Here is a 22158-nt window from a genome sequence, read left to right on the forward strand (position 1 = left end):
CGAGGTCGGATGGTTGACCGACCTATCTCGCGATCAGGGCGCTAGCCTTCCACCGCAAAGGTTAGGCCAGCGTTCTTCTGAAGCCTGTCGACGAGCCTAGTCTGCATCGCCGCACCGGGTGTCCAGACGCCGCCTGGAACGTCCGGCGTATCCTTGATCAAGCAGATCGCGGCCTCGGCCAGCATCTTGGAGGTCGAGCCGTAGCCGGGATCGCGGTCGCCCTTCACCGAGACCCGGACCTTCCGCCCATCGGGCGCAATGCCAATGAAGGCGATATCGTAGAAGCCGGCCTCGCGCTCGGCCTTGGAGGGTCCCTCGCCGGGCTTGGGCGGGTTCTCCATGCCGGTAAACTCTGTGGGCGCGCCCGGGATCACCACCGCCATCTCGTCATAAACGAAGTCCGTACCCCAGGGGTGACCCATGAGGGCGTTCGAGCGGTGAACGTTCTTGGTGTTGATCGCCGCCATCATGAACGGCCCGACGTCGGCGCCGACGTCCGGATCATGCTCAACGGAATTGGCCGCCGGCTGAGGGGGTCCTTCAAAGCCAGGGGTGAGCGCAAACGGGTTCATCATCAGAGCGATGAGACCAGGGTCCTTCTGCAGCGCCGCCATGGTCGCAGCTCCACTTGCGGCCGTGCCGCCGGAGAGCCCGCCTTGGATGGCGCGGACTCGGCCCTTCACGCGGGGAACCGCCGCGCCCAGCTTCGCCTTGGCTGTCTCCTCGGCGAAAAAGACGCCGAGCTCGAAGGGAATAGAGTCGAAGCCGCAGGAATGAACGATCCGCGCGCCGCTCTTCTTGGCGCCCGCGTGGTGGGCGGCGATGATCGTGGCCATCCAGTTGGGCTCGCCCGTGAGGTCCAGGCAGTCGGTCCCGGCCGCCACGCAGGCCGCCACGAGCTTGTCACCATAGAGTTGGTAGGGCCCGACCGTGGTGATGATCGCCTTGGCGCGGCGGACCATCGCGTCGAGCTCCGCCGGATTGTCGGCGTCGGCGACGATCAGCGCCGTGTCCTTTGGCGCGCCCATCTCGTCGCGGACCTGCGCCAGCTTGGCGGCGCTGCGCCCGGCCATCGCCCATTTCACCTCGCCGCCGATGCCGTAGCGTTGGGCCAGGTATTCAGCGACCAGCCGTCCGGTGTAGCCGGTGGCGCCATAGACGATGATGTCGAACTCGGCGTTGGGCTTCATAGTGCGGTTTCCTTGGCGACGATGCGGCGGCACCCTGCCCACGCTTGACGCTGTAAGCAATCGTTCGACGCAGCCCGCCGGCTTGGCCATGATCGTCCCGCGACCCGGCGTTCGCCCGGCGGAAGGATTGGCGATGCGCCAGAAGGTGCTGGTACTGTATCTGGCCAACTCGGCGCTCGATGCGCCCACTGTGGCCTGGGCTGTCTATGACGGGACCGGCGAGACGCGCCCAATGGCTGGAGACGCCGACCAGCCGCCCTATCGCACCGGCGTGGAGGCGCTGAAGGATGGCTGGCGGCTGATCCAGGCCTCTCAGATCGTGCCGCACAGTCGTGGCGAGGAATTCGACCTCGCCTATCTGAAGTATGAATTCTTCTTCGAGAAGCTCGTGGAGGCCGTCGCATGACCACCCCGTCGCCCCTGCTCGGCTCGCTCGACATGGCCCGGTTCGTCGCGCGCGGTTTCCTGCGCTTCGACGGCGTCGTTCCGGCCGAGATCAACGACCAGTTCCTGGCCGAGGCGGGCGAGGCGCCAGAGCCCGGCGCGAAGATGCGCCAGACCTATGGCCGCCTACTGTCCGGCTCCGGCATCCCCGAGGTAGCGCCGGGCGTCCCCTTGAGCGCGGCCTATCCCCAGGGTTCGGCGATCGACCGGCTCCTGAAGCTGCCGCTGGTGGCGGGCGCGATCCGGAGCCTGGTTGGTCCCGAGCCAGTGTTCGACCATCACTTCCTGCACGTGACCTTCCCACCTGCCTATTATGAGACAGGCGGCGAGAACGTTTCGCAACATACCCACCAGGACTCCACAATCGACCCGCAGGCGGGTTTCGATCTGCAGATCATGTACTATCCACACCAGGTGACCCGGCTGATGGGTGGCACCCGGTTCATCCCCGGCACGCACCTGCGCAAGGTCAGCGAAGTGTCGCTGGGCCGCTACCAGAACATGGTCGGCCAGCAGCACATGGTCTGCGAGGCCGGTACGTTGCTCTTTCTGCACAACGGCATCTGGCACGGGGGCGGGGTGAACCTGTCGGACCGCACCCGGACCATGTTCAAGATCCGCATGAACCCGGTAGAGCCGCAGATCCGGCGTTGGGACATGGCGACGATGCCCGAGGCGCCGGCCGAGCGGCCGATCTTCTTCGTGAAAGGTCAGTTGCCGGAGACGGTAGAGAGCATCTTGATGACACCGGAACCCTGGTTCGAACAGGACACCGGACGGCTCGAATACGTGAACCGCATCAAGCTGTGGCGTCACCTGACGGGCGACCCGACCTTCGACAGCGACTACTGGATGACGCGGCTGGAGAACCCGGCGCGGGTACGTCGCCCCGCCTTTGGGCCATGAAACGTAACGGGAACATGCTATAGGCGCGGGATGGCCGACTCTGCGGGCCTTTCCGCCGATCTACTGCCGCCCCGGTTCGCCGACTGGTTCGCCGAGCGGGGCTGGAGCCCGCGCGCCCACCAGCTGGCGATGATCGAAAAGGCCCAGACCGGTCGCGACGCGCTGCTGATCGCGCCGACCGGCGGAGGCAAGACGTTGGCGGGGTTCCTGCCGAGCCTGATCGCGCTTGCCGACCGGCCGCGCACGAACGCGCCGAACGGCCTGCACACGCTCTACATCTCGCCGCTCAAGGCCCTGGCGGTCGACGTGGAGCGAAACCTGAACGCCCCGATCCAACAGATGGGTCTGCCGATCGTCGCGGAGAGCCGCACGGGCGACACGGGCGTTTCCCGCCGGCAACGGCAGCGGGTGAAACCGCCTGACATCCTGCTGACCACGCCCGAGCAGCTGGCGCTGCTCTGCGCCTGGGAAGGGGCGCGGCTCTATTTTGAAAGCCTCGAGTGCGTGATCCTCGACGAGATCCACACCCTGCACGCCTCCAAGCGCGGAGACCTCCTGGCGCTCGATCTCGCCCGTATCGCTCGGTTCGCGCCGAACCTGCGTCGGGTAGGCCTCTCCGCGACGGTGGACGACCCTGAAGTGATCAAGGCCTGGATGGCGCGCCACGGCCCCGCCGTCAGCCTTGCTGACACCTCCGCCGCCGCCTTCGGGGAAAGCGAAGAGCAAGGCTGCGCCCCGCAATCGTCCCCGAACGCAGGAGTCGCAGGAGGATCGGATCGACGCGGCAGAGGCAACGCCTCCATCGACCTTGTGCGCGGACCCTCGGGCGCCGAGCCGGTTGTCGAGGTGCTGCTGTCGGAGGGTCGGGTACCGTGGTCGGGGCACACCGCACAGCACGCCATGCAGGAGGTGTACGACGTCATCAAGACGGCGAGGACAGCTCTGGTCTTCGTCAACACCCGCTTTCAGGCCGAGTTCGCTTTCCAGGAACTGTGGCGGCTGAACGAGGATGCGCTGCCGATCGCGCTGCACCACGGTTCGCTGGCCGCAGAACAGCGCCGCAAGGTCGAGGCGGCGATGGCCAGGGGCGAGCTTCGCGCCGTGGTCTGCACCTCGACGTTGGATCTCGGCATCGACTGGGGTGACGTCGACCTGGTCATCCAGCTCGCCTCGCCGAAGGGCGCCTCGCGAATGGTCCAGAGAATTGGGCGGGCCAACCACCGGCTCGATGAACCTTCGCGCGCGCTGTTCGTGCCGGCCAACAGGTTCGAGATGCTGGAATGCCAGGCGGCGCGCGAAGCGATCGCTGAGAACAAGCTCGACGGAGATCCGCCGCGGGTCGGGGCGCTGGACGTCCTGGCCCAACACGTCATGGGCTGCGCCTGCTCGGAGCCGTTCGATCTCCTGGCGCTCTATGACGAGGTGACCTCGGCGGGGCCCTATCGCGCGTTGCCTTGGGAGGATTTTGAGCAGGTTGTCGATTTCGTCTCCACCGGCGGCTACGCCCTCAAGACCTATGATCGCTTTCGCCGGATCGTGAAGGGGCTGGACGGGCTATGGCGGGTTCGCAACCTCGAGACCGCCCAGCGCCACCGGCTGAACATCGGCGCCATCGTCTCGCCGGCGATGCTGGCGGTGCGCATCGCCACGCGCCGCGGCGGCGGCGGCCGCAAGGTGGGTGAGATCGAAGAAGGCATGGTCGAGATGCTGGAGCCCGGCGAGACCTTCGTCTTCGCCGGTCAGGTCTGGCGATTGGTGGCGGTGACCAATCTTGATGTCCTGGTGCAGCCCGCGCCCGCGGCGGACCCAAAGATGCCGTCGTGGGGAGGCTCCAAGTTCGCGCTGTCGACCTACCTCGCCAAGCGGGTCCGCCAGCTGATGTACGACCAGGCGCACTGGCAGGTGTTGCCAACGGACGTACGCGAATGGCTTGAGGCCCAGCGAGACCGCTCGGTGATCCCCGAGGAAAACGAGATGCTGCTGGAGACCTTCGTCCGCGGCCGGCGGCATTTCATGGTCTGCTATCCGTTCGAAGGCCGGCTGGCGCACACGACGTTGGCCATGCTGCTGACGCGCCGGCTGGAACGGATCGGGGCTGCGCCGCTCGGCTTTGTCTGCAACGACTATGCGCTGGCGGTGTGGACGCTGAATCCGCTGGAAGGGCTGGATTTCAGCGAACTCTTCAACGAGGACATGCTCGGCGACGACTTGGAGGCCTGGCTTGCGGAGAGCTTCATGATGAAGCGCGCCTTCAAGGGTTGTGCGATCATCGCTGGGCTGATCGAGCGGCGCTTTCCAGGCCAGCAGCAGAAGTCAGGGCGGCAGATCACCTTCTCGACGGACCTCATCTACGACACCCTTCGTCGCCACGAGCCGGAGCACCTGCTGCTGCGTTGTGCGCGCGACGATGCGGCGAGCGGACTTATCGACGTAGCGCGGCTGGGGCAGATGCTGGCGCGCATCAAAGGGCGCATCCGCCATGCGCCGCTCGAGCACCTGTCCCCGTTCTCCGTTCCCATCTTGCTCGAGATTGGCAAGGAGCGCAGTCCCGGCCACACGGGTGAGACCATGATCCTGCGTGAAGCCGAGGAAGACCTGATCGCCGAGGCCCTGCAGTGAGCGCGCCCGAGGCTCTGCCCGCCAAGGCGTTCGCCTACGACTACTCGGTGGCGGAATGCGGGTCGCTGCGCACATCGGTGGGGCCGGCCGAGGTGATGCTGCGTAGCTCAGGGGCGCTGTGGATGGCGGCGGAGCGCGCCCTGGTGGTCGCTGACCTGCATCTGGAAAAGGGCTCATCCTATGCTGCCCGCGGCCAGATGCTGCCGCCATACGACACTCGCGAGACCCTGAGCCGACTGGCCGCCGAGGTGGCGGCGCTCTCACCGACACTGCTCGTTCTGCTGGGCGACACCTTCCACGACCGAAAGTCAGAGGCGCGGCTGGCGGGCGACGATGCCGAGGGGCTGCGCGAACTGGCGCGGGGACGGACCCTCGTCTGGGTGATCGGCAACCATGACGCCGATGGGCCTCGCGCGCTTCCCGGCGAGGTCGCCGACGAGTTCGAACTCTGTGGGCTCACCTTGCGCCACGAGCCCCGCGCCGGGGCGCAGGCGGGAGAGATCTGCGGCCACCTCCACCCCGCCGCCAGGGTAAAGGGCGCGCTCGGAAGCGTACGCCGCCGCTGCTTCGTCACCGACGCCGAGCGCGCAGTCCTGCCGGCGTTCGGGGCCTACGCGGGAGGACTGAATGTGCGCGACACAGCCTTCGCCGGCCTCTTCCTGCGCCCCCCTCTGGCCGGGGCGCTGGGCCGGGGCCGCGTGCACGCGGTGGGTTGGCGCTCGCTCGTGGGAGACTAGAGGCGACCGGTCTTCATCGCCTGATCGAGGCAGACCGCCAGCGAGATGCAAGCTCCGGCGGTGAGCGTGGTGGAGAGCCTCGGGTAGCGGGCAGGGACGTCGGGCGCATGATGGTCGAACAGCCACTGCACCAGGAAGGCGCCGATGCAGCCGCCAATCACCCAGCCATCGGGAATGCGATGACGCGTCGCAAGCAGCGTCCAGGCTACGATGGGCGACAGCACCGAGATCAGCAGCCGCTCGGCCCTTGGCCTCGGACGAACGGTCTCCATTCCCCACCGGACGCCGCCCAGGAAGGCCAGGACGACGCCCGACCATGTCAGGATGACGGTCAGCGCAGGGAGCGCCACGGCCGGCGGACCCCAGCCGTAGGCGAGGGCGGCCAGGGGGAAAGGCGCGAGCGCGCTGAGTGCGATGAGCCACAGAGTTGGGGGAATGGCATCATGCCGCGCAGCGGCGCTCGGCTGGTCGTTCACGATTTCAGTCTCTCCGAAAAGCGGACGACGCCGCCCAACCGGCCGCCAATGCGAAAGCCATCGCAGCTAGACCGTAGGACCATGGCCTCTGGTGCGCCCAAAGGTAAAGTCCGCGTTCTACCCCGACCTTTTCCACCGTGAGCGTGCGTGACCGCTGGGAGACCGGGTGGCCGTTCTGGAACAGGAAGATACGAACGTCGTAGCGGCCGATCGGCGCCTCGGCCGGCAGCGCGATCTCGGCGCGGAATAGCCCCCTATCGACGAAGCGTACGCCATGCTCGTCGACATCGTAGAGGTGCTCCGCCTCCTTCAGTCTCACGACGGCGCGGCGCCAGTCGTAGTAGTCGGCCCCCAGCCGGCTGACCACCATGTCGCGGATGCCGTAGCGGGTTTCGATACGTTGCTCGGCCGGCGCATTGATCGCCAGATGATCGACGCCGGCGCCCAGGCGACGTAGCTCGGCGAAATGGGCGATGTCGTCGAGCGGCCGGTTCGAAGCTGCGATGTAGAATCCGGGCGCGCCGTGAAACACCACGGGCCGGCTGTTGATCCAGACGCCGGCCACACGGCTCTTGCGGGCGATGCGTACCGGTTGTTCCGGGCCGCGTACGATGACCAGCACGTCGCTGGGCCGCCACAGGGGATCGAAGACCGCGCCGTAGAGCACGATCCGGTCGCCGCGGAAATCGGAGTTCACCCGCACGTTGGTGTCTGTCAGGGCCGCGGCGATGGCCGGCATGGCGCGCGGCGCCTGGACCGAGGGAGGCGGCGCTGCGATCGCCATCAGCCGCCGGTCCCCGACATCAGCACGAAGGCCTCGCGCGGCGTAAAAAAGAGACCAAGGCCCATCCTGAGGCCGACCAGGAGAACGATCAGCGCAAGTAGGGCGCGAAGCTCCTCGGCCCGGAACCGGGACGAGGCGCGCGCGCCGAACTGGGCGCCCAGCACGCCGCCGAGCAACAGCAGGGTGGCCAGCAGAATGTCGACCGTCTGGTTGCGCCCTGCCTGCAGAACGCCGGTGAGCGCAGTGGTGATGATGATCTGGAAGAGGCTGGTGCCGACCACGATGCCGGCCGGCATCCGCAGGATGTAGACCATCGCCGGCACCAGCACGAAGCCGCCGCCCACGCCCATGATCGCCGAGAGCATGCCCACGAACACGCCCAGCAGGATGGGTGGGATCACGCTGATATAGAGCCGCGAGCGCGGAAACCTCATCTTCAGCGGCAGTCCATAGAGCCAGGGCGGCCGCCGGCCGCGCGGAGGCGGTGGGGGCTGGTTGCGGCGGCGTCGCAGTATCGCCCCGACCGACTCCCAGAACATCAGGCCGCCGATGATCCCTAAGAAGATCAGATAGGAGAGCGCCACCACCAGGTCGGCCTGGCCGATCAGGCGCAGCCAGCGGAAGATCTCAACGCCCAGCACGGCGCCGACCACCCCACCGGCCGCCAACACACCGCCCATCCGGAAGTCCACCGCGCGCCTGCGGCCGTAGGAGATCACGCTCGACATCGACGAGGCGGCGACGTGGTTGGACATGCTGGCCACCGCGACCGCCGGGGGGATGCCAAGGAACACCAGCACCGGCGTCATCAGGAAGCCGCCGCCGATCCCGAACATGCCCGAGATGAAGCCCACCAACGCGCCCAACGCCACCAGCAACGGCGCGTTCACGGAGACCTCGGCGATGGGCAGGTAGAGGTCCAAGCTCTGCGGCCCTACGGTTACGAGCAGGCGGCCCGAGCGCGCCTCAACGTGTCAGGACGGTGAGCCGCGCGACAGTGGTAGGATCCAGCGACCCGGTGGCCGCAAGGCCTTGATCGCGCTGATATGCGGTCACGGCAAGCTTCAGCTGAGGCGAAACCGCGCCATCCGGGCGGCCCTTGTAGTAGCCGAGCCGGCCAAGGACCTTCTGAGCTGCGGTCACCGAGAGGCCGGAGGCCGGCGTCTCAGATACAGCCACACCGGGGGTCGGCTCGAATGCGCTGGCCTGAGTCTCCGCCGTCGCCAGCTGGGCGGCAGGCACCTTGCCCTGCAACTCCGTGGCGCTGGCGCGGGCCTCGGCGTCGCCCGCGCTGGCGGCGATCAGGAACCATTTGTAGGCTTGCGCTAGGTCGCGCGGCACGCCCGAACCCGACTGATAGAGCAGGCCGAGATTGTACTGCGAGTCGACCACGCCATGTTGGGCGGCCTTCTTGAACCACTGAGCGGCGGCGGCCGCGTCGGGCGGCCCGCCCTCGCCGCGGAACAGGAAGAGGGCGAGGTTATGCATGGCCGGCGGGTCACCGGCGTCAGCGGCGCGAGCGGTCCAGCGACGGGCCTCGCCGATGTTCTGGACGACCCCCGCCTGGCCTGTCTCATAGAGCCGGGCCAGGTAAACCTGGGCTGGGGCCCAGCCGCCATCGGCGAGGACCTTCAGGTGAGCAAGCGCGCCGGGCTGCCTGGCCTCCACGGCGCGAACCGTCTCGATGTAGTCGGTGGCTTCAGGGTCGGGCCGCGGCGCTGCGGCGGCAGGCTCGACCACCGCAGGAGCCGGGGCCTTCTGGACGGCCGGGGCTGACGGGCCGGTCGCCGGCGTCAGCGCGAGCGCCGCGCGGGGGCTTGTCTCGATCGAGGCTGCTTCCTGGGCCTGGCGTGTCGCAGCCGGGCCTTCCAACAGCACCACTCCAGCTGCGCCGACGCTCAGGAAGGCCGCTCCGCCGGCGACCATGAGGGCGGTCTGCCAAGTGGAGGCGGGTCGGTTCGGCTTGAGGCCGAACAGGCCCCGCGAGCGGCGCGGCGCAGGCTCTGGCGCATGCAGGACGTCTTCGCGCGGCCCGGCGACGGCGCGAGCGGTGGCGCGGGCCTGCTCGATCACTTCGCGGGTGGAGAGCGCTGGCGCGGCCTCCGTCATCACTGTGTCGAGTTCGAGGCCGGCCGGCTCCTCCGCCTCGGTTTCTGCGGCGGCTTCGGCGATCGGTGCGAAGGCGCCTGCCGCAGCGAAATCCTCTTCGCCGAACGCGGGGTTCCACGGATCGAGCGCCGGCTGGTTGACCGGTTCCGCGCGCGAGAGGAAATCTGCACCGAACACCATCGGCGCAGCCGTGAAGACGGTCTCCGCCGCCTCGTCCGGTGCGGGCGCAGCCGCCGCGGGGCTGAAAGCCTCGCGTGTCGGCTCGGAAATGGTCTCGCTCGCGGTCCTTGGGAAGGCCTCGGGGAACGGCTCGGAGGCGAGGCGCCGGCGGGAATCGGCCAGCAGCCGGGCGGTGCGCTCCTCGCTCTGGCGCAAGCGTTCAGCGAGGTCACCGGCGGCGCGCTCATGCCGTTGCTCGATGCGCTCGGTGACCTTGGCCACCTGCTCGCCGACGTCGTCGATGGCCTGGGCGGCCCGGCGCTCGGACTGCATGATGCGATCGGTGAGCCGATCGGTGATACGGCCGATCTCCGCGCCCAGCCGCTCCAGCGCCTCGGCATGCAGTTGATCGGTTCGTCCCAGGCGATTCTCCACCGCGCCGGCGATGCGAGCGATCTCGCCGCCAACCTGTTCGATGGCCTCGGCGCTGCGTTGTTCAGCGCTCTGCACGCGCCGGGTCAAGATGTCGGCCATGCTCAGGACCTCGCGTCCCATCGTCTCAATGGCGCGCGCTGAGCGCTGCTCGGCGGCGGAGACGTCCGCGGCGATCTGGCCGAGCCTCTCCTCCAGGCGCTCCGGCCCGGAAGCTGCCAAGCGCGTGGCGATCTCCGTGCGCGCGTCCTCGACCCGTCGTGTCAGGTCTTCGGCAAGGCCTTCCAGCCGCTGCCCCATGTCGCCGCGCAGGCTGCCGTCGGCGGCGTGCATCCGCTGGTCGAGCTGGGCGAGCGCGTCGCGGAGACTGTCGAGCGCCTCGCGGGTGCGCGTCTCAGCGTCGGCCATCCGTTGTCCGAAGCGCTCGACAACCTCCTCGATGAGCACCGCCGGATCGCCTGCCGTTTCGGCTCGAGCGACGGTCTCTTCCAGCCGTCGGATCGCCTCGGCGGAACGCGGACCGGCGACATCTTCGATGTGACGCAGCCGCTCGGCGGCGCTCGCCTGGCCGGCAGCCAGCTGTTCGGCGGCGGCGTCGAGGCGGGCCACGAACGCCAGCTGTTCGCGTTCCGCTGTTTCGAGCCGCGCCATGGCGTGGCGTACGGAGTGCTCGACGCCGGAGATGGCCAGGCCGGCGCGGGTCTCGGAGGATTCTATGCGGTCAGTGAGCAGGTCCAGCGCAAAGGCGATACGCCCCAGGTCGTCGGACTCGGAACCGGCGGACGAGGTCAGCATGAACGACTTCGGCGTCTCGTTCGCGGCGCGGAGCGGCCGCGCCCCAAAGTGCGCCTCTGAGGTTACTTCTTCGGGAACATCGTCTTCGAGAATGACCCGGTTCAGCCACTCGCCGAGCGTCATGCCTGACCGACGCGCCAGCTCCTTGGCGACTTCTCGCGCCTTCGGATCGATACCCTTGACGCTCCAGGGCGCCGCCGCAGTCATCGAATCGCCCCTCCCGGATGTAAAGACGCTACCCACCGTTGCTTGGGGTGTAAACGAAAGCTTAACGCTAGATGTGGTGGGCGGGCGCTTCGGTTGTGGATGGATCAGACCCGGTGGAAGCCGCAGCTTCCGTTCGTCACGGGCGCCTGCGATAGGCCTCCCGGATGGATATCCCCCTCACTCTGACAATTGGCGCGGTCTTCCTTGGCCTGGCGATTTTTTCCGGCTGGCGCGGCGCCCGGCCGCCCGATCCGCGGCGAGGCCCCAGGATGATGCCCTGGCGGGTGATTATGGTGACCGCCGCCGCCGGCCTGCTGCCGATCCTGGTGCACCTCTTGAACCTGGTAGGCGTGACGACCGGGCGCTAGGATCAACGTTAGGTCGGAGCGTACCGTTTGCTGACCTTCCGCAAGCCAGCGAGGACAGGCGCTATTCCCTCGGCCGGAAGGCCGGGCGTCATCAGCAGCCGCCAGGCGCGGATATTCACGCCGATCGCCTCGCGGTCGTAGACGCGCCGAGTGCGGAGGTGATCGACCAAGTCGCAAAGGCTGCTCAGACCCTCGTCGACCGCCGGCGCGCCGCAGACGGCGCCTGCGCCGATCCCATGTGCCGCCAACGTGTAGAGTTCGGCCATGCCGGCGTCGTCGAAGCTTTGACCCAGCCGGCCGTAGGCGACCTCCGCCAACTCCAGCAGCGCCATCAGCTCGGCTCGGCATGTGGGCTTGAGGGTCTCCAGATTCGCCTGGGCGCGATCCAGGGCTTCCGCCACCGCCAGGCCGCCTGGCTCGCGCAGGAGTTCGGCAAGCCGGTGCTTAGGGAAGACGAACCGAACACTGCTCATGAGGCCTTCAGAGCCTTGGGTTTACTGCCGAGCGCTCCTAGGGCGATCTCCTCGTCGCTGTTCGGCGTCGCTGGCGCGCGGTCCTCGCGGCGGCGGCCCCCTCCCGGCGGCGGTTCGTCGCGGAACCTGCGGTCGGGGCCGACATAGCCATCGGAATAGAGGAACGTGCGGCCCTCCTTGGAAACCCAGATGATCCGTTCAAGCATCACCATCGGGGCGATCGGCTTCTTGATCAGGATATGGCCGCCGCAGTCACGAGCGCGGGTGACGTCGCTGGCCGGAGTATGAGCCGTTGTGACCAGCACCGGCGTATAGCAGTTGGGCTCGGCGGCGTTGTGGCGCATCCATTTGATGAAGTCGTATCCGCCGCCGGAGGGCGACAGACTGTCGACGATCGCCAGATCGATCTGCTGGCTGACGGCGACTTCCTGCGCCTGCTCGACGGTCGTACACCGGTAGAGCTGCTTGGCGCCAAGCCCGGTCACGATCTGCACCAGGATCGACATGCCCACGGGCGTATCGTCGAGCAGCAGGATTGCCGCCCGCTCCAGGTTGAATCGCGCGCGCGAAGCGGGATCGAGCGCCATGGCGGTAAAGCCCCCCTTACCAATCCAGCGAGCGTGTTATTCGCAGGCGTAGGGACTATACCGGCGGTTGCGGTTAACGAAGTCTTGTCGGAACACGGGAAGTATCTCGCACATCCGGACAGCCGCTTCCGGCTGATCGCCGGCGTTCTATGCCGCCGCCGCGAGTTCCTTGGGCTCCTCAGCCTTCCTGGGCCGCTTGGAAAGGCCTGAGACCCCGCCAGACGAGAGCAGGCCGACGTCGGCCATAAGCCATGGGATCGACCACTTGTGCGGGGCGGCGCAATAGCGCGGCTGCCAAAGCGGGTCGTACTTGTCCTTGTAGCGCCGCACGCCCTGGAAGTTGTAGATTTCCTCGCCGCGCTCGAAGAGCAGGTTGCCAACGCGGCTCATGATCGGGGCCAGTGGCCGGTCCTCGAGGCCAGCGAGCGGCGCCATGCCGAATTCAAAGGCCGCATAACCCTGTCCGCGACCCCAGCCGATCAGCTCGACGAACAGATAGTCCATGATGTTGTTCGGGGCGTCGTCGGCATAGCGCATGAGGTCCATGGAAAAGGCGCTGCGGCGGGCTGTCGTCCAAAGCGTGGCGAAGGCCATGGGCTTGCCTTCGACGCGGACCAGGGCCACGGGGAACTCCTGCACATAGCCCGGCCAGAAACCGCCCATGGAGAAGCCCTTCTCGCCGCCGGCGTGGTGGGACAGCCACTGGTCGGAGATCTCCTGGAGGGTGGGCAGCATGGCTGTGACCGCCTCGCCCTCGAGCACCTCGAAAGTGGCCCCGGCCTCGCCGAGCTTGCGCCATGCTCGCCGCGCGGTGCCGCGCTTTCGTCCGTCCATGGAAAAGGTCTCGAGAGGCACGGCGGCGCTCTCGCCCACCTTCTGGATGGAGAATCCCAGCTCGACGATCTCCGGCAGGTCCTCAGCGTTCAGGCCGTGGATCCCCGGCCGCGCAGCGTGCGAATCGGCGAGTTCGCGAAAGCGCCAGAGAAGTTCGGAACGCTCTTCACGGCGGCCGACCGGGGGACCGAGGGCGACCCAGGCGCGGCCGCGGACGCCAAACATCAGGAAGCTCTCGCCCGACGCAGAGAAGAGGAACCGTTTGTCACCGAGCAGCGCCAGATTGGAGCCGGGCTCGGCCGACTCCGCCTTGGCTAGGATCGCGCGCACCCGTTCGAAGTCGGGGTCGCTCTCGCCGACCACCGGCGGTGTCGCGGCCGAGGCGAACAGCCGCCAGAGGCCAAAGGCGAAGAGCACAATGGCCGCGCCGGCCCAGGCCCGGACCGCGCGCTCGGCGTCGGCGTCAGCCATCACCCGCCACCAAGGTCGGTCGGCGTAGTCCGAGTGCTGGAACGTCCACAGGCCCAAGAGCCCGGCGCCGATCACCGCGCAGGCCGCCGAGAAAAGCCAACCCGGCGTGATCTCCATCCGGGTGAGCCGCGAGCTCCGCGGGAAGGCTCCGTGGAACGGCGCCAAAAGCAACGCCAGCGCAACCAGGGCCGCTGTCTCTTCCCAGTTGAACCCCTTGAGCAGGGCGAGGCTGGCGCCCAGCAGCAACGCGCCCATGGTCGCGCCCCAGGCCGCGTCGAGGCGGGCGCGCAGGCCAAACGAAAGCAGGATCAGCACCAAGCCCAGGATGCTGGAGAGGAAGTGCGCGGCCTCGATCAGATAGACCGGGGTGATCTGAATCAGCCGCATGAAGCGCGCGGGCTCCGAGGGCGTGGCGCCGGAGGCCAGCAGCATCACCCCTGCTGCAAGCGTAAGGATCGCGCCTGTCCAGGGCGCAAGCTCGAAGGCCGCGGGGCGGAGATCTCTCAGGAAACGCATCCAGGCCTATCGGTCTGCCAACGGGTTGCCGCCTTATAGCTGCAATTCGCGCCCGATCGTCGCCTCAAACATCCGTTTAGTCCCGCTTGCTCTCGCAAGGCGCAGCGCTAATGTGGCGCGCCTTCCTTTCGTCGAGCGTTGGAGACCGCCATGGCTGATTTCGGCGCCGCCGACCTTGATGGGTTTCGCACGGAGGTGCGCGACTGGCTGGCGGCCAACTACCCGGCCGAGCTGCGTGAGCCGAACGCCGAGACCGATCCCGAGGCCGTTTGGGGCGGCCGCGCTTTCGAGGGCTCCCAAGATCCGCAAGCCGTCTGGACGCGCCGCGTCGCCGAGAAGGGCTGGACGGCGCCGACCTGGCCGAAGGAATACGGCGGCGCCGGACTCGATGCCCAGCAGGCCCGCGTCGTCGAGCAGGAGATCGCCGCCGGTCGCTACCGCTCCCCGCTGCTTTCGTTCGGGTTGTGGATGCTGGGGCCGGTGCTGCTTGAGTACGGCAACGACGAGCAGAAGCGGGAACACCTGCCGCGGATCACGCGCGGCGAGATTCGCTGGTGCCAGGGCTACTCCGAGCCCGGCGCTGGTTCCGACCTCGCGAGCCTCGCCACCCGCTGCGAAGACAAGGGCGATCACTGGCGGATCGACGGCCAGAAGGTGTGGACGAGCTACGCCGACAAGGCCGACTGGTGCTTCTGTTTGGTCCGCACCGACCCCTCAAAAAAGCACGAGGGCATCTCTTTCGTGCTGATCGACATGCGTACGCAGGGCGTTGAGACGCGGCCGATCCTGCTGATCTCCGGCGAAAGCCCGTTCTGCGAGACTTTCTTCACCGGCGTGCAAATCCCGAAAGGCAACCTGGTCGGCAAGATCAACGGCGGTTGGGAGATCGCCAAACGGTTGCTGCAATACGAGCGCCAGAACATCTCGGCTGGCTTTGGCGAGGGCGGCACGGCCGGCGGCGCCTCGGGCGACCTGGGCGAAGTGGCGAAACGCTACGTCGGAATGGACGGGGGCAAGCTGGCTGACCTGGATCTGCGCCAACGCATCACGCTCAACAAGATGAACTTCCAGGCGCTGCGCCAGACCATCGGGCGGACCGCGGCGGAGAGCCGGGCGGCCAACGGCCCGTCAGCCGCGACCTCGATCATCAAATATGCGGCGGCGGAGTTCGCCAAGGAGCGCTCGGAACTGATGGTCGAGGCCCTGGGCGGCCAAGGCCTGGGCTGGGAAGGCGAGGGCTTCAGCCAGCCCGAGATCACCACGGTGCATGGCTGGCTGCGCACGAAGGCCAATTCGATCGAGGGGGGCACCTCGGAGGTCAATCTGAACGTGGTCTCCAAGCGGGTCCTTGGACTCCCGGATCCCAAGTAGGCTGTTTGGGCTGCGGTCTATTCTGGCCGGAGCCTCGAAGGTTTTAATTTTTAACGGCGAGATTTCCCAATGCCTGATACTGGCGCGGATGTTGGCGGCGACCTTGAGGCCTTTAGGTCCGAGGTCCGGGCATGGCTGGATGCGAATTTCCCGGACGCCTTCAAACGTGATCCGTCGCGGCAAGCCGCCATGGCGGCAGGCCTCGCCAGCGATGAGAGCCATGACGCCAAAGCCTGGCGCAAGGCGATGGGCGAAAAGGGCTGGGGCACGCCTACCTGGCCGGCCGAATTCGGCGGAGGCGGTCTGTCTCGCCGGGAAGCCCGCGTCTTGCAGGAAGAGATGGCCCGGATCGGCGCCCGCAATCCGATCGGCGGCATGGGCGTGATGATGTTCGGCCCGACGCTGATCGAGTACGGCACATCCGAGCTCAAGGCCCAGCACCTGCCCGGGATCATCAAGGGCGAGGTCCGCTGGTGCCAGGGCTATTCAGAGCCAGGTTCCGGTTCCGACCTCGCGAGCCTGCAGACACGCGCCGAGGACAGGGGCGACCACTGGCTGGTGAACGGGTCCAAGATCTGGACGAGCGGCGCAAATCTCGCTGACCGCTGCTTCTGCCTGGTGCGCACGGACACCACCAAGAAGCATGAGGGGATCAGCTTCCTTCTGATCGACATGAGCGCGCCAGGCGTCGAAGTCAGGCCGATCCCGCTGATCAACGGCACCTCGCCCTTCTGCGAAACCTTCTTCACCGACGTGAAGGTTCCGAAGGACCAGCTCTGGGGGCCGCTGAACGGCGGCTGGACGATCGCCAAGCGGCTCCTGCAGTTCGAACGCGAGAACATCTCGGCGGGGCTGGGCGGCGGCAACATCGGACAGGCGACGCCGCTGCCAACCGTGGTCGAGGCCGCCAGGGACTATGTGGGCGTCGACGAGACCGGTCGGCTCGCCGACAGTGACCTGCGCCGGCGGATCACCGACCACCTGTTGGAGGCCCGCAGCTTCCAGCTCACCGTGCGCCGCGTGGCCGACGAGGCGAAGTCGAACCAGGGCCCCTCGGCCGCAACCTCGATCATGAAATACGCCGGCGCCAAAATCGCCCAGGAGCGCAACGAGCTGCTGGTCGAGGCCATGGGTCATCAGGCCCTGGGCTGGGATGGCGAAGGCTATTCGCCGCCCGAAATCACCGCGCTTCGCACCATGTTGCGATCGAAGGGCAATTCCATCGAGGGCGGCACATCGGAGATAAATCTGAACGTCGTCTCCAAGCGGGTCCTGGGGCTTCCGGACCCGAAGTGAAGCAAGGTCCGACCGCGAGTCGCGGGGAGACTCCAATCTGACGCGTTTCCGTGCTAGGCTTATGACTAAGATATTGAAAATATAAGATATTAGGGAGATTTCAGGATGGCCGACTTCGGTGGCTCCGATCTGGACGCTTTCCGCGCCGAGGCGCGCGAGTGGCTCGAGGCGAATTTCCCAAAATCGCTGGCGAACCAGCTTACGGCGATGATCCCGGGTGACGAAAACCTGAGCGCCGACGGCAAGCTGTGGAAGCAGCGGATGGCCGATAAGGGCTGGGGCGCGCCGACCTGGCCCACCGAATACGGCGGCGGCGGGCTTTCAGGCGCCGAGGCCCGCGTGCTGCAGCAGGAAATGGGGCGGATCGGAGCGGAAAACCCCGTGGCCGGCATGGGGACGTCGATGTTCGGCCCGACGCTTCTGGAATACGGCACCGAGGAGCAGAAGCGCCGGCACATCCCGCCGATCGTGCGCGGTGAGCTTCGTTGGTGCCAGGGCTACTCCGAGCCGGGCGCAGGCTCGGATCTGGCGAGCTTGCAGACCAAGTGCGTCGACAAGGGCGACCACTGGCAGATTGATGGAAGCAAGATCTGGACGAGCGGCGCACAGTACGCCGACTGGTGCTTCTGTCTGGTCCGCACGGACACCTCCAAGAAGCACGAGGGCATCAGCTTCGTGCTGATCAACATGCGTCAGCCGGGCGTCGAGACGCGGCCGATCAAGCTGATCGCCGGCAATTCGCCCTTCTGCGAAACCTTCTTCACCGCCGCACGCGCTGAGAAGGACGACATGGTCGGGCCGCTGAACGGCGGCTGGACGATCGGCAAGCGGCTCCTGCAGCACGAGCGGTCGGGCCAGGGCGGCGGGCGGATGATGGCCGGCGCCAACGTCGTCGACCTGGCCAAGAAGTACGTCGGCCTCGACGACAGGGGCCGGATCGCCGACAGCGACCTGCGAACCCGCGTCGCCAGGCACATGATGGACGCCAGGGCTCATAGCCTCACGCTGCAGCGCGCGGCCGAAGAGGCCAAGGGCAACGTCAACCCGAGCGCCACCACTTCGGTGATGAAGAACTCCGGCACCTGGATCGGCCAGGAAAAGGCCGAGCTTACGCTGGAGATTATGGGTCACCAGGGCCTGGGCTGGGAAGGCGAGGAGTTCTCCAGGGACGAGCGCGAGGCCGTCCGCACCTGGCTCTCGGGCAAGGCCACGACGATTTTCGGAGGCAGCCAGGAGATCCAGTCGAATATCGTCTCGAAACGGATTTTGGGCCTGCCGGACACGACGCAGAACGGGTGACGAGCGCCCTCGCATGCCTTTGGCTGTCACTCCGGAGGCGCGCAGACGATTTGTCCGGGACACGTACTCGCCACGCTCTGCGACTAGCTTTGGAACGTCGGCGTCTGCGGGTCCTGGTCTTTCATAGCGCGATATCCGGCATGACACTCTGGGAGTGGGGAAGCACAGGGAGCGAGAACGATGGCCGACTTTGGCGGGACAGAACTCGATGGCTTCCGCGCCGAAGCGCGGGAGTGGCTGGAAGCGAACTTCCCGGCGTCGCTCCGGCGCGACGCGAGCGCTGTCGCCGAACCGGAGTTGAACGGCGCCATTCCCACCGGCGACGTGGCTCTATGGAAGCAACGCATGGGAGAGAAGGGCTGGGGCACGCCGACCTGGCCCAAGGCCTATGGCGGCGGCGGCCTTTCCGGTGCGGAGGCTAAAGTGCTGAGCGAGGAGATGGCCCGCATCGGCGCGCCCAATCCGATCGGCGGCATGGGCGTGATCATGTTCGGCCCGACACTGCTGGAATACGGTAACGAGGAGCAAAAACAGCGACACATCCCGCCGATCGTGAGGGGCGAGCTGCGCTGGTGCCAAGGGTTCTCGGAGCCCGGCGCCGGGTCGGACCTGGCGAGCCTGCAGACCAAGGCTGTCGACATGGGCGACCATTACCTGGTCTCCGGCAGCAAGATCTGGACGTCCGGCGCGCACCTCGCGGATTGGTGCTTCTGCCTGGTGCGCACGGATCCGTCAAAGAAGCACGAGGGTATCAGCTTCCTGCTGATCGACATGAAAAGCCCGGGCGTGGAGCCGCGGCCGATCCTGCTGATCAACGGCACGACGCCCTTCTGCGAGACCTTCTTCACGGACGTGAAGGTGCCGAAGGAGAACCTCGTCGGGCCTCTGAACGGCGGCTGGACGATCGCCAAGCGGCTCCTGCAACACGAGCGGCAGGGGATCTCGGGGGTCAACGCCGCGCCGGGCGCGCAGGCTGGACCGGGCGTGGTGCCGGGACCTTCGCTTGAGACCCTGGCGCGCGACTATGTGGGCGTCGACGACGACGGCAGGCTCGCCGACCAGGACCTTCGCAGCCGGCTGACGAAGCATTTGATGGAGGCTCGGGCCTTCCAGCTCACCGGGCAGCGTGCGGCGGCGGAGACGCGATCGAACCAGGGTCCAAGCGCAGTATCATCGGTGTTGAAAAACGTCGGCTCGCAGGTTCGCCAGGAACGGGCCGAACTTGCGGTCGAGATCCTGGGCGCGCAAGGGCTGGGTTGGTCGGGCGAAGGTTTCAGCGACGACGAGTTGGGGACCGCGCGCGCGTGGCTGCGCGGCAAGTCGGGGACCATCGCCGGTGGGTCTCAGGAGATCCAGTTCAACATCATCTCCAAGCGGATCCTGGGTTTGCCGGAGGTGACGCAGAAGGGGTGATCCTGCCGAAGGGACGCCCACGTATTTTTGTGTATTCGAATACTTCCGTTCCCCAGGGTTCCCGGCGCTATATGCCGCATCAGGAAAAGCCTGGATCCCCGCTTCCGCGGGGGCGAGCGGGAAATAAGATAGGCTGAATTTTTGAGGAGCGAATTTGATGGCTGATTTTGGCGGTACGGACCTTGAGGGCTTTCGCGCCAGCGCGCGTGAGTGGATCGAGGCCAACTTCCCCGCCGGGCTGAAGGGAAAGCCCAACCCGATGATGACCGAGGAGCGCAGGACGCCCTCGGCCGACCAGGAAGCCTGGCGCAAGGCCATGGGCGAGAAGGGCTGGGGCGTGCCGACCTGGCCCGCGGCCTATGGCGGCGGCGGGCTCTCGGCACCTGAGGCCCGGGTGATCCAACAGGAGCTGAACCGCGCCGGGGCCTACAACCCGATCGGCGGCATGGGCGTGATGATGTTCGGCCCGACGCTGCTGGAATACGGCACCGAGGCCCAGAAGCAGGAGCATATCCCGCCGATCGTGAAGGGCGAGATCCAGTGGTGTCAGGGCTTCTCCGAACCGGGCGCCGGATCGGATCTGGCCAGCCTGCAGACCAAGGCCGAGGACAAGGGCGATCACTTCCTGATCAACGGCCAGAAGATCTGGACCAGCGGCGCGCAGTTCGCCGACTGGTGCTTCTGCCTGGTGCGCACGGACACCTCCAAGAAGCACGAGGGCATTTCGTTCGTCCTGTTCACGATGCACCAGCCGGGCGTCGAGGTCCGGCCGATCAAGCTGATCAGCGGCAACTCGCCTTTCTGCGAGACCTTCTTCACCAACGCGATCGCCAGGAAATCGGATCTGGTCGGCCCGCTCAACGGCGGTTGGACGATCGCCAAGCGGCTCCTGCAGCACGAACGCTCGGGCCTCTCCGGCGCCGGCGGCGGTGGCGGCTTCTTCGGGGCGCAGAAGTCCCTGGAGGCTCTCGCCAAAGAATACGTCGGGACGGATGACAAGGGCCGGATCGCAGACAGCGACCTGCGCACCCGGATCGTCAACAACCTGATCGACACACGCGCCTTCCAGCAGACGGCAGTCAGGGCGATGATGGAGGCCAAGGGCAATTCAGGCCCCTCCGCCGCCACCTCGATCATGAAGAACGCCGGCACGCGGGTGATGCAGGACCGCGCCGAGCTGACGCTGGAGATCATGGGCAGCCAGGGCCTGGGCTGGGAGGGCGACGCCTTCACCGCCGAGGAACTCACCGCCGTGCGCGGGTGGCTTGGCGGCAAGGCGACGACGATCTACGGCGGCAGCCAGGAGATCCAGTCCAACATCATCTCCAAGCGCATCCTGGGCCTGCCGGACTTGACCCAAAGCAAGTGATGACGAACCCGCGATCCATCACCTTCCCCGTTCGCGGGGTGGGGGGACCACGCCTGGCAGAAGGCATGGCGGATGGGGCGAGCGCCGTACCGCGCTCGAGCTCCTCCGCCACCGGCTCTTCGACGGACGCCCCTCCCCGCTGCGCGCGCGAGGCCGGAACGCTTTTACCCTAACCCATTAGAACAACACGAATTTCACGAGGAAAAACGACATGGCCGTTCTGAGCGAAGAACAGAGCATGCTGCGCGACGCAGCCAAGAGCTGGGTGCAGGAAAAGAGTCCCGTCACCGCTTTCCGCAAGATGCGCGATTCAGGCGCCGAGCTGGGCTACGACGTCAAAGCCTGGAACGAGATGGCCGAGATGGGCTGGGCCGGGGTGATCATCCCCGAGGAATACGGCGGCTCGAACTTCGGCTACCTGAGCCTGGGCCTGGTCCTGGAAGAGCTCGGCCGCACGCTGACCGCCTCGCCGCTGCTGGCCTCCGGCCTGGCCGCCGCTTCGGCCCTGATCCTGGGCGGCACCGAGGCGCAGAAGTCGACCTGGCTTCCGAAGATCGCCGAGGGCACCGCTGTTGGCGCGCTCGCCATCGATGAGGGCGCCCACCACGCGCCCGACAAGGTCGCGGCCACCGTTTCGGGCGGCAAGCTGACCGGCAAGAAGACCTTCGTGCTGGAAGGCATGGCGGCCGACATCCTGATCGTCTCGGCCAAGGGCCCAGACGGCGTCGGTCTGTTCCTGGTCAAGGCTGACGATGCCGGCGTCAAGCGCACCCGCCTGCACCTGGCCGACAGCCGCGGCGCGGCCAACATCGAGTTCAGCGGCGCCGCCGCCGAGGCGCTGGCGGGCGGGCCGGAGCTGATCGAAAAAGTGCTCGACCGGGCCCGCGCCGGCGTGGCCGCCGAGATGCTGGGCTCCGCCGTCCAGGCCTTCGAGACAACGCTCGACTACCTGAAGGTCCGCGTTCAGTTCGGCCAGGTGATCGGCTCGTTCCAGGCCCTGCAACACCGCGCGGCCAAGATGTTCACCGACCTGGAGCTCTCGCGTTCGGCGGTGGAAGCCGCGCTCGCGGCCATCGACGCCGACAGCCCCGACGTTCCGGAGCTGGTCAGCCTCGCGAAGGCCAAGATGGGTGACACCTTCCATCTGGTCTCCAACGAAATGGTCCAGATGCACGGCGGCATCGGCATGACCGACGCCCACGACGCGGGCTTTTACCTTAAGCGCGCCCGTGCCGCGGAAGCCGCCTTCGGCAACCAGGCGTTCCACCGCGACCGCTACGCGCGGATCCAGGGATATTAAGAA

The 22158-nt window shown here is 67.1% G+C and carries 19 protein-coding genes; 11 read left to right on the top strand and 8 right to left on the bottom strand.

Annotation, left to right across the window (positions count from 1 at the left end):
• Positions 1–41: 41 nt before the first annotated feature.
• Positions 42–1190: a saccharopine dehydrogenase family protein gene (locus VGI62_RS00650; RefSeq protein WP_331502451.1), complete on the bottom strand. Its 1149-nt coding sequence runs from the start codon at positions 1188–1190 to the stop codon at positions 42–44.
• A 133-nt stretch (positions 1191–1323) separates the two neighbouring features.
• On the opposite strand from VGI62_RS00650, the gene VGI62_RS00655 reads away from it, so the two are divergent.
• From VGI62_RS00655 to pdeM, 4 genes are read left to right on the top strand one after another with little or no spacing between them, the layout of a single operon-like run.
• Positions 1324–1596, top strand: a complete 273-nt coding sequence (locus tag VGI62_RS00655; RefSeq protein WP_331502452.1) for a hypothetical protein — start codon at positions 1324–1326, stop codon at positions 1594–1596.
• Positions 1593–2540, top strand: a complete 948-nt coding sequence (locus tag VGI62_RS00660; RefSeq protein WP_331502453.1) for a phytanoyl-CoA dioxygenase family protein — start codon at positions 1593–1595, stop codon at positions 2538–2540. Before VGI62_RS00655 ends, VGI62_RS00660 begins: the two co-directional genes overlap by 4 nt.
• Before the next feature lie 30 nt (positions 2541–2570).
• Entirely contained in the window at positions 2571–5159 is a 2589-nt protein-coding gene (locus tag VGI62_RS00665; RefSeq protein WP_331502454.1) for a ligase-associated DNA damage response DEXH box helicase, read from the top strand.
• Positions 5156–5896, top strand: a complete 741-nt coding sequence (gene pdeM / locus VGI62_RS00670; RefSeq protein ID WP_331502455.1) for a ligase-associated DNA damage response endonuclease PdeM — start codon at positions 5156–5158, stop codon at positions 5894–5896. Before VGI62_RS00665 ends, pdeM begins: the two co-directional genes overlap by 4 nt.
• Here the strand turns inward: pdeM and VGI62_RS00675 are convergent.
• Genes VGI62_RS00675 through VGI62_RS00690 form a run of 4 tightly spaced genes read right to left on the bottom strand, consistent with a single transcriptional unit; the run spans position 5893 to position 10858 of the window.
• Positions 5893–6372 (bottom strand): DUF3429 domain-containing protein, encoded by a 480-nt coding sequence (locus tag VGI62_RS00675; protein WP_331502456.1) that lies wholly within the window; start codon positions 6370–6372, stop codon positions 5893–5895. The genes pdeM and VGI62_RS00675 overlap by 4 nt on opposite strands.
• A 4-nt stretch (positions 6373–6376) precedes the next feature.
• Positions 6377–7156 carry a TIGR02186 family protein gene (locus tag VGI62_RS00680; protein ID WP_331502457.1) on the bottom strand — a complete coding sequence of 260 codons (780 nt, stop codon included), beginning with the start codon at positions 7154–7156 and terminating at the stop codon, positions 6377–6379.
• Entirely contained in the window at positions 7156–8079 is a 924-nt protein-coding gene (locus VGI62_RS00685; protein WP_331502458.1) for a sulfite exporter TauE/SafE family protein, read from the bottom strand. Before VGI62_RS00685 ends, VGI62_RS00680 begins: the two co-directional genes overlap by 1 nt.
• 43 nt (positions 8080–8122) lie before the next feature.
• Positions 8123–10858: a peptidoglycan-binding protein gene (locus VGI62_RS00690; protein ID WP_331502459.1), complete on the bottom strand. Its 2736-nt coding sequence runs from the start codon at positions 10856–10858 to the stop codon at positions 8123–8125.
• Positions 10859–11022: 164 nt separating this feature from the next.
• Between VGI62_RS00690 and VGI62_RS00695 the strand changes: the two genes are divergently transcribed.
• Complete coding sequence (locus tag VGI62_RS00695) at positions 11023–11226, top strand: hypothetical protein (RefSeq protein ID WP_331502460.1); 204 nt, start codon at positions 11023–11025, stop codon at positions 11224–11226.
• 8 nt (positions 11227–11234) lie between these two features.
• Here the strand turns inward: VGI62_RS00695 and VGI62_RS00700 are convergent, their stop codons facing one another.
• The 3 genes from VGI62_RS00700 to VGI62_RS00710 form a co-directional block, all read right to left on the bottom strand.
• Complete coding sequence (locus tag VGI62_RS00700; RefSeq protein ID WP_331502461.1) at positions 11235–11699, bottom strand: hypothetical protein; 465 nt, start codon at positions 11697–11699, stop codon at positions 11235–11237.
• A complete protein-coding gene (locus VGI62_RS00705) occupies positions 11696–12286 on the bottom strand; it encodes a response regulator (protein WP_331502462.1) in 591 nt (196 codons plus the stop codon). Before VGI62_RS00705 ends, VGI62_RS00700 begins: the two co-directional genes overlap by 4 nt.
• A 147-nt stretch (positions 12287–12433) precedes the next feature.
• Positions 12434–14107, bottom strand: coding sequence for a bifunctional lysylphosphatidylglycerol flippase/synthetase MprF (locus VGI62_RS00710; protein WP_331502463.1), 1674 nt, complete (start codon positions 14105–14107; stop codon positions 12434–12436).
• Positions 14108–14257: 150 nt separating this feature from the next.
• On the opposite strand from VGI62_RS00710, the gene VGI62_RS00715 reads away from it, so the two are divergent.
• The 6 genes from VGI62_RS00715 (at position 14258) to VGI62_RS00740 (ending at position 22155) form a co-directional block, all read left to right on the top strand.
• Entirely contained in the window at positions 14258–15478 is a 1221-nt protein-coding gene (locus tag VGI62_RS00715; RefSeq protein WP_331502464.1) for an acyl-CoA dehydrogenase family protein, read from the top strand.
• Between the two features lie 69 nt (positions 15479–15547).
• Positions 15548–16774, top strand: coding sequence for an acyl-CoA dehydrogenase family protein (locus tag VGI62_RS00720; protein WP_331502465.1), 1227 nt, complete (start codon positions 15548–15550; stop codon positions 16772–16774).
• 105 nt (positions 16775–16879) lie between these two features.
• The gene (locus VGI62_RS00725; RefSeq protein WP_331502466.1) at positions 16880–18073 is read left to right on the top strand and encodes an acyl-CoA dehydrogenase family protein; all 1194 of its coding nucleotides are present in this window, start codon (positions 16880–16882) and stop codon (positions 18071–18073) included.
• Between the two features lie 180 nt (positions 18074–18253).
• Positions 18254–19486: an acyl-CoA dehydrogenase family protein gene (locus VGI62_RS00730; protein WP_331502467.1), complete on the top strand. Its 1233-nt coding sequence runs from the start codon at positions 18254–18256 to the stop codon at positions 19484–19486.
• 157 nt (positions 19487–19643) lie between these two features.
• Positions 19644–20855, top strand: a complete 1212-nt coding sequence (locus VGI62_RS00735) for an acyl-CoA dehydrogenase family protein (RefSeq protein ID WP_331502468.1) — start codon at positions 19644–19646, stop codon at positions 20853–20855.
• Between the two features lie 211 nt (positions 20856–21066).
• Positions 21067–22155 (top strand): acyl-CoA dehydrogenase family protein, encoded by a 1089-nt coding sequence (locus VGI62_RS00740; protein ID WP_331502469.1) that lies wholly within the window; start codon positions 21067–21069, stop codon positions 22153–22155.
• The last annotated feature ends 3 nt before the right edge of the window (positions 22156–22158 follow it).

Origin of the sequence: Phenylobacterium sp. (assembly GCF_036495085.1) — a bacterium.
In the GTDB taxonomy this organism is placed as follows: Bacteria; Pseudomonadota; Alphaproteobacteria; order Caulobacterales; family Caulobacteraceae; genus Phenylobacterium.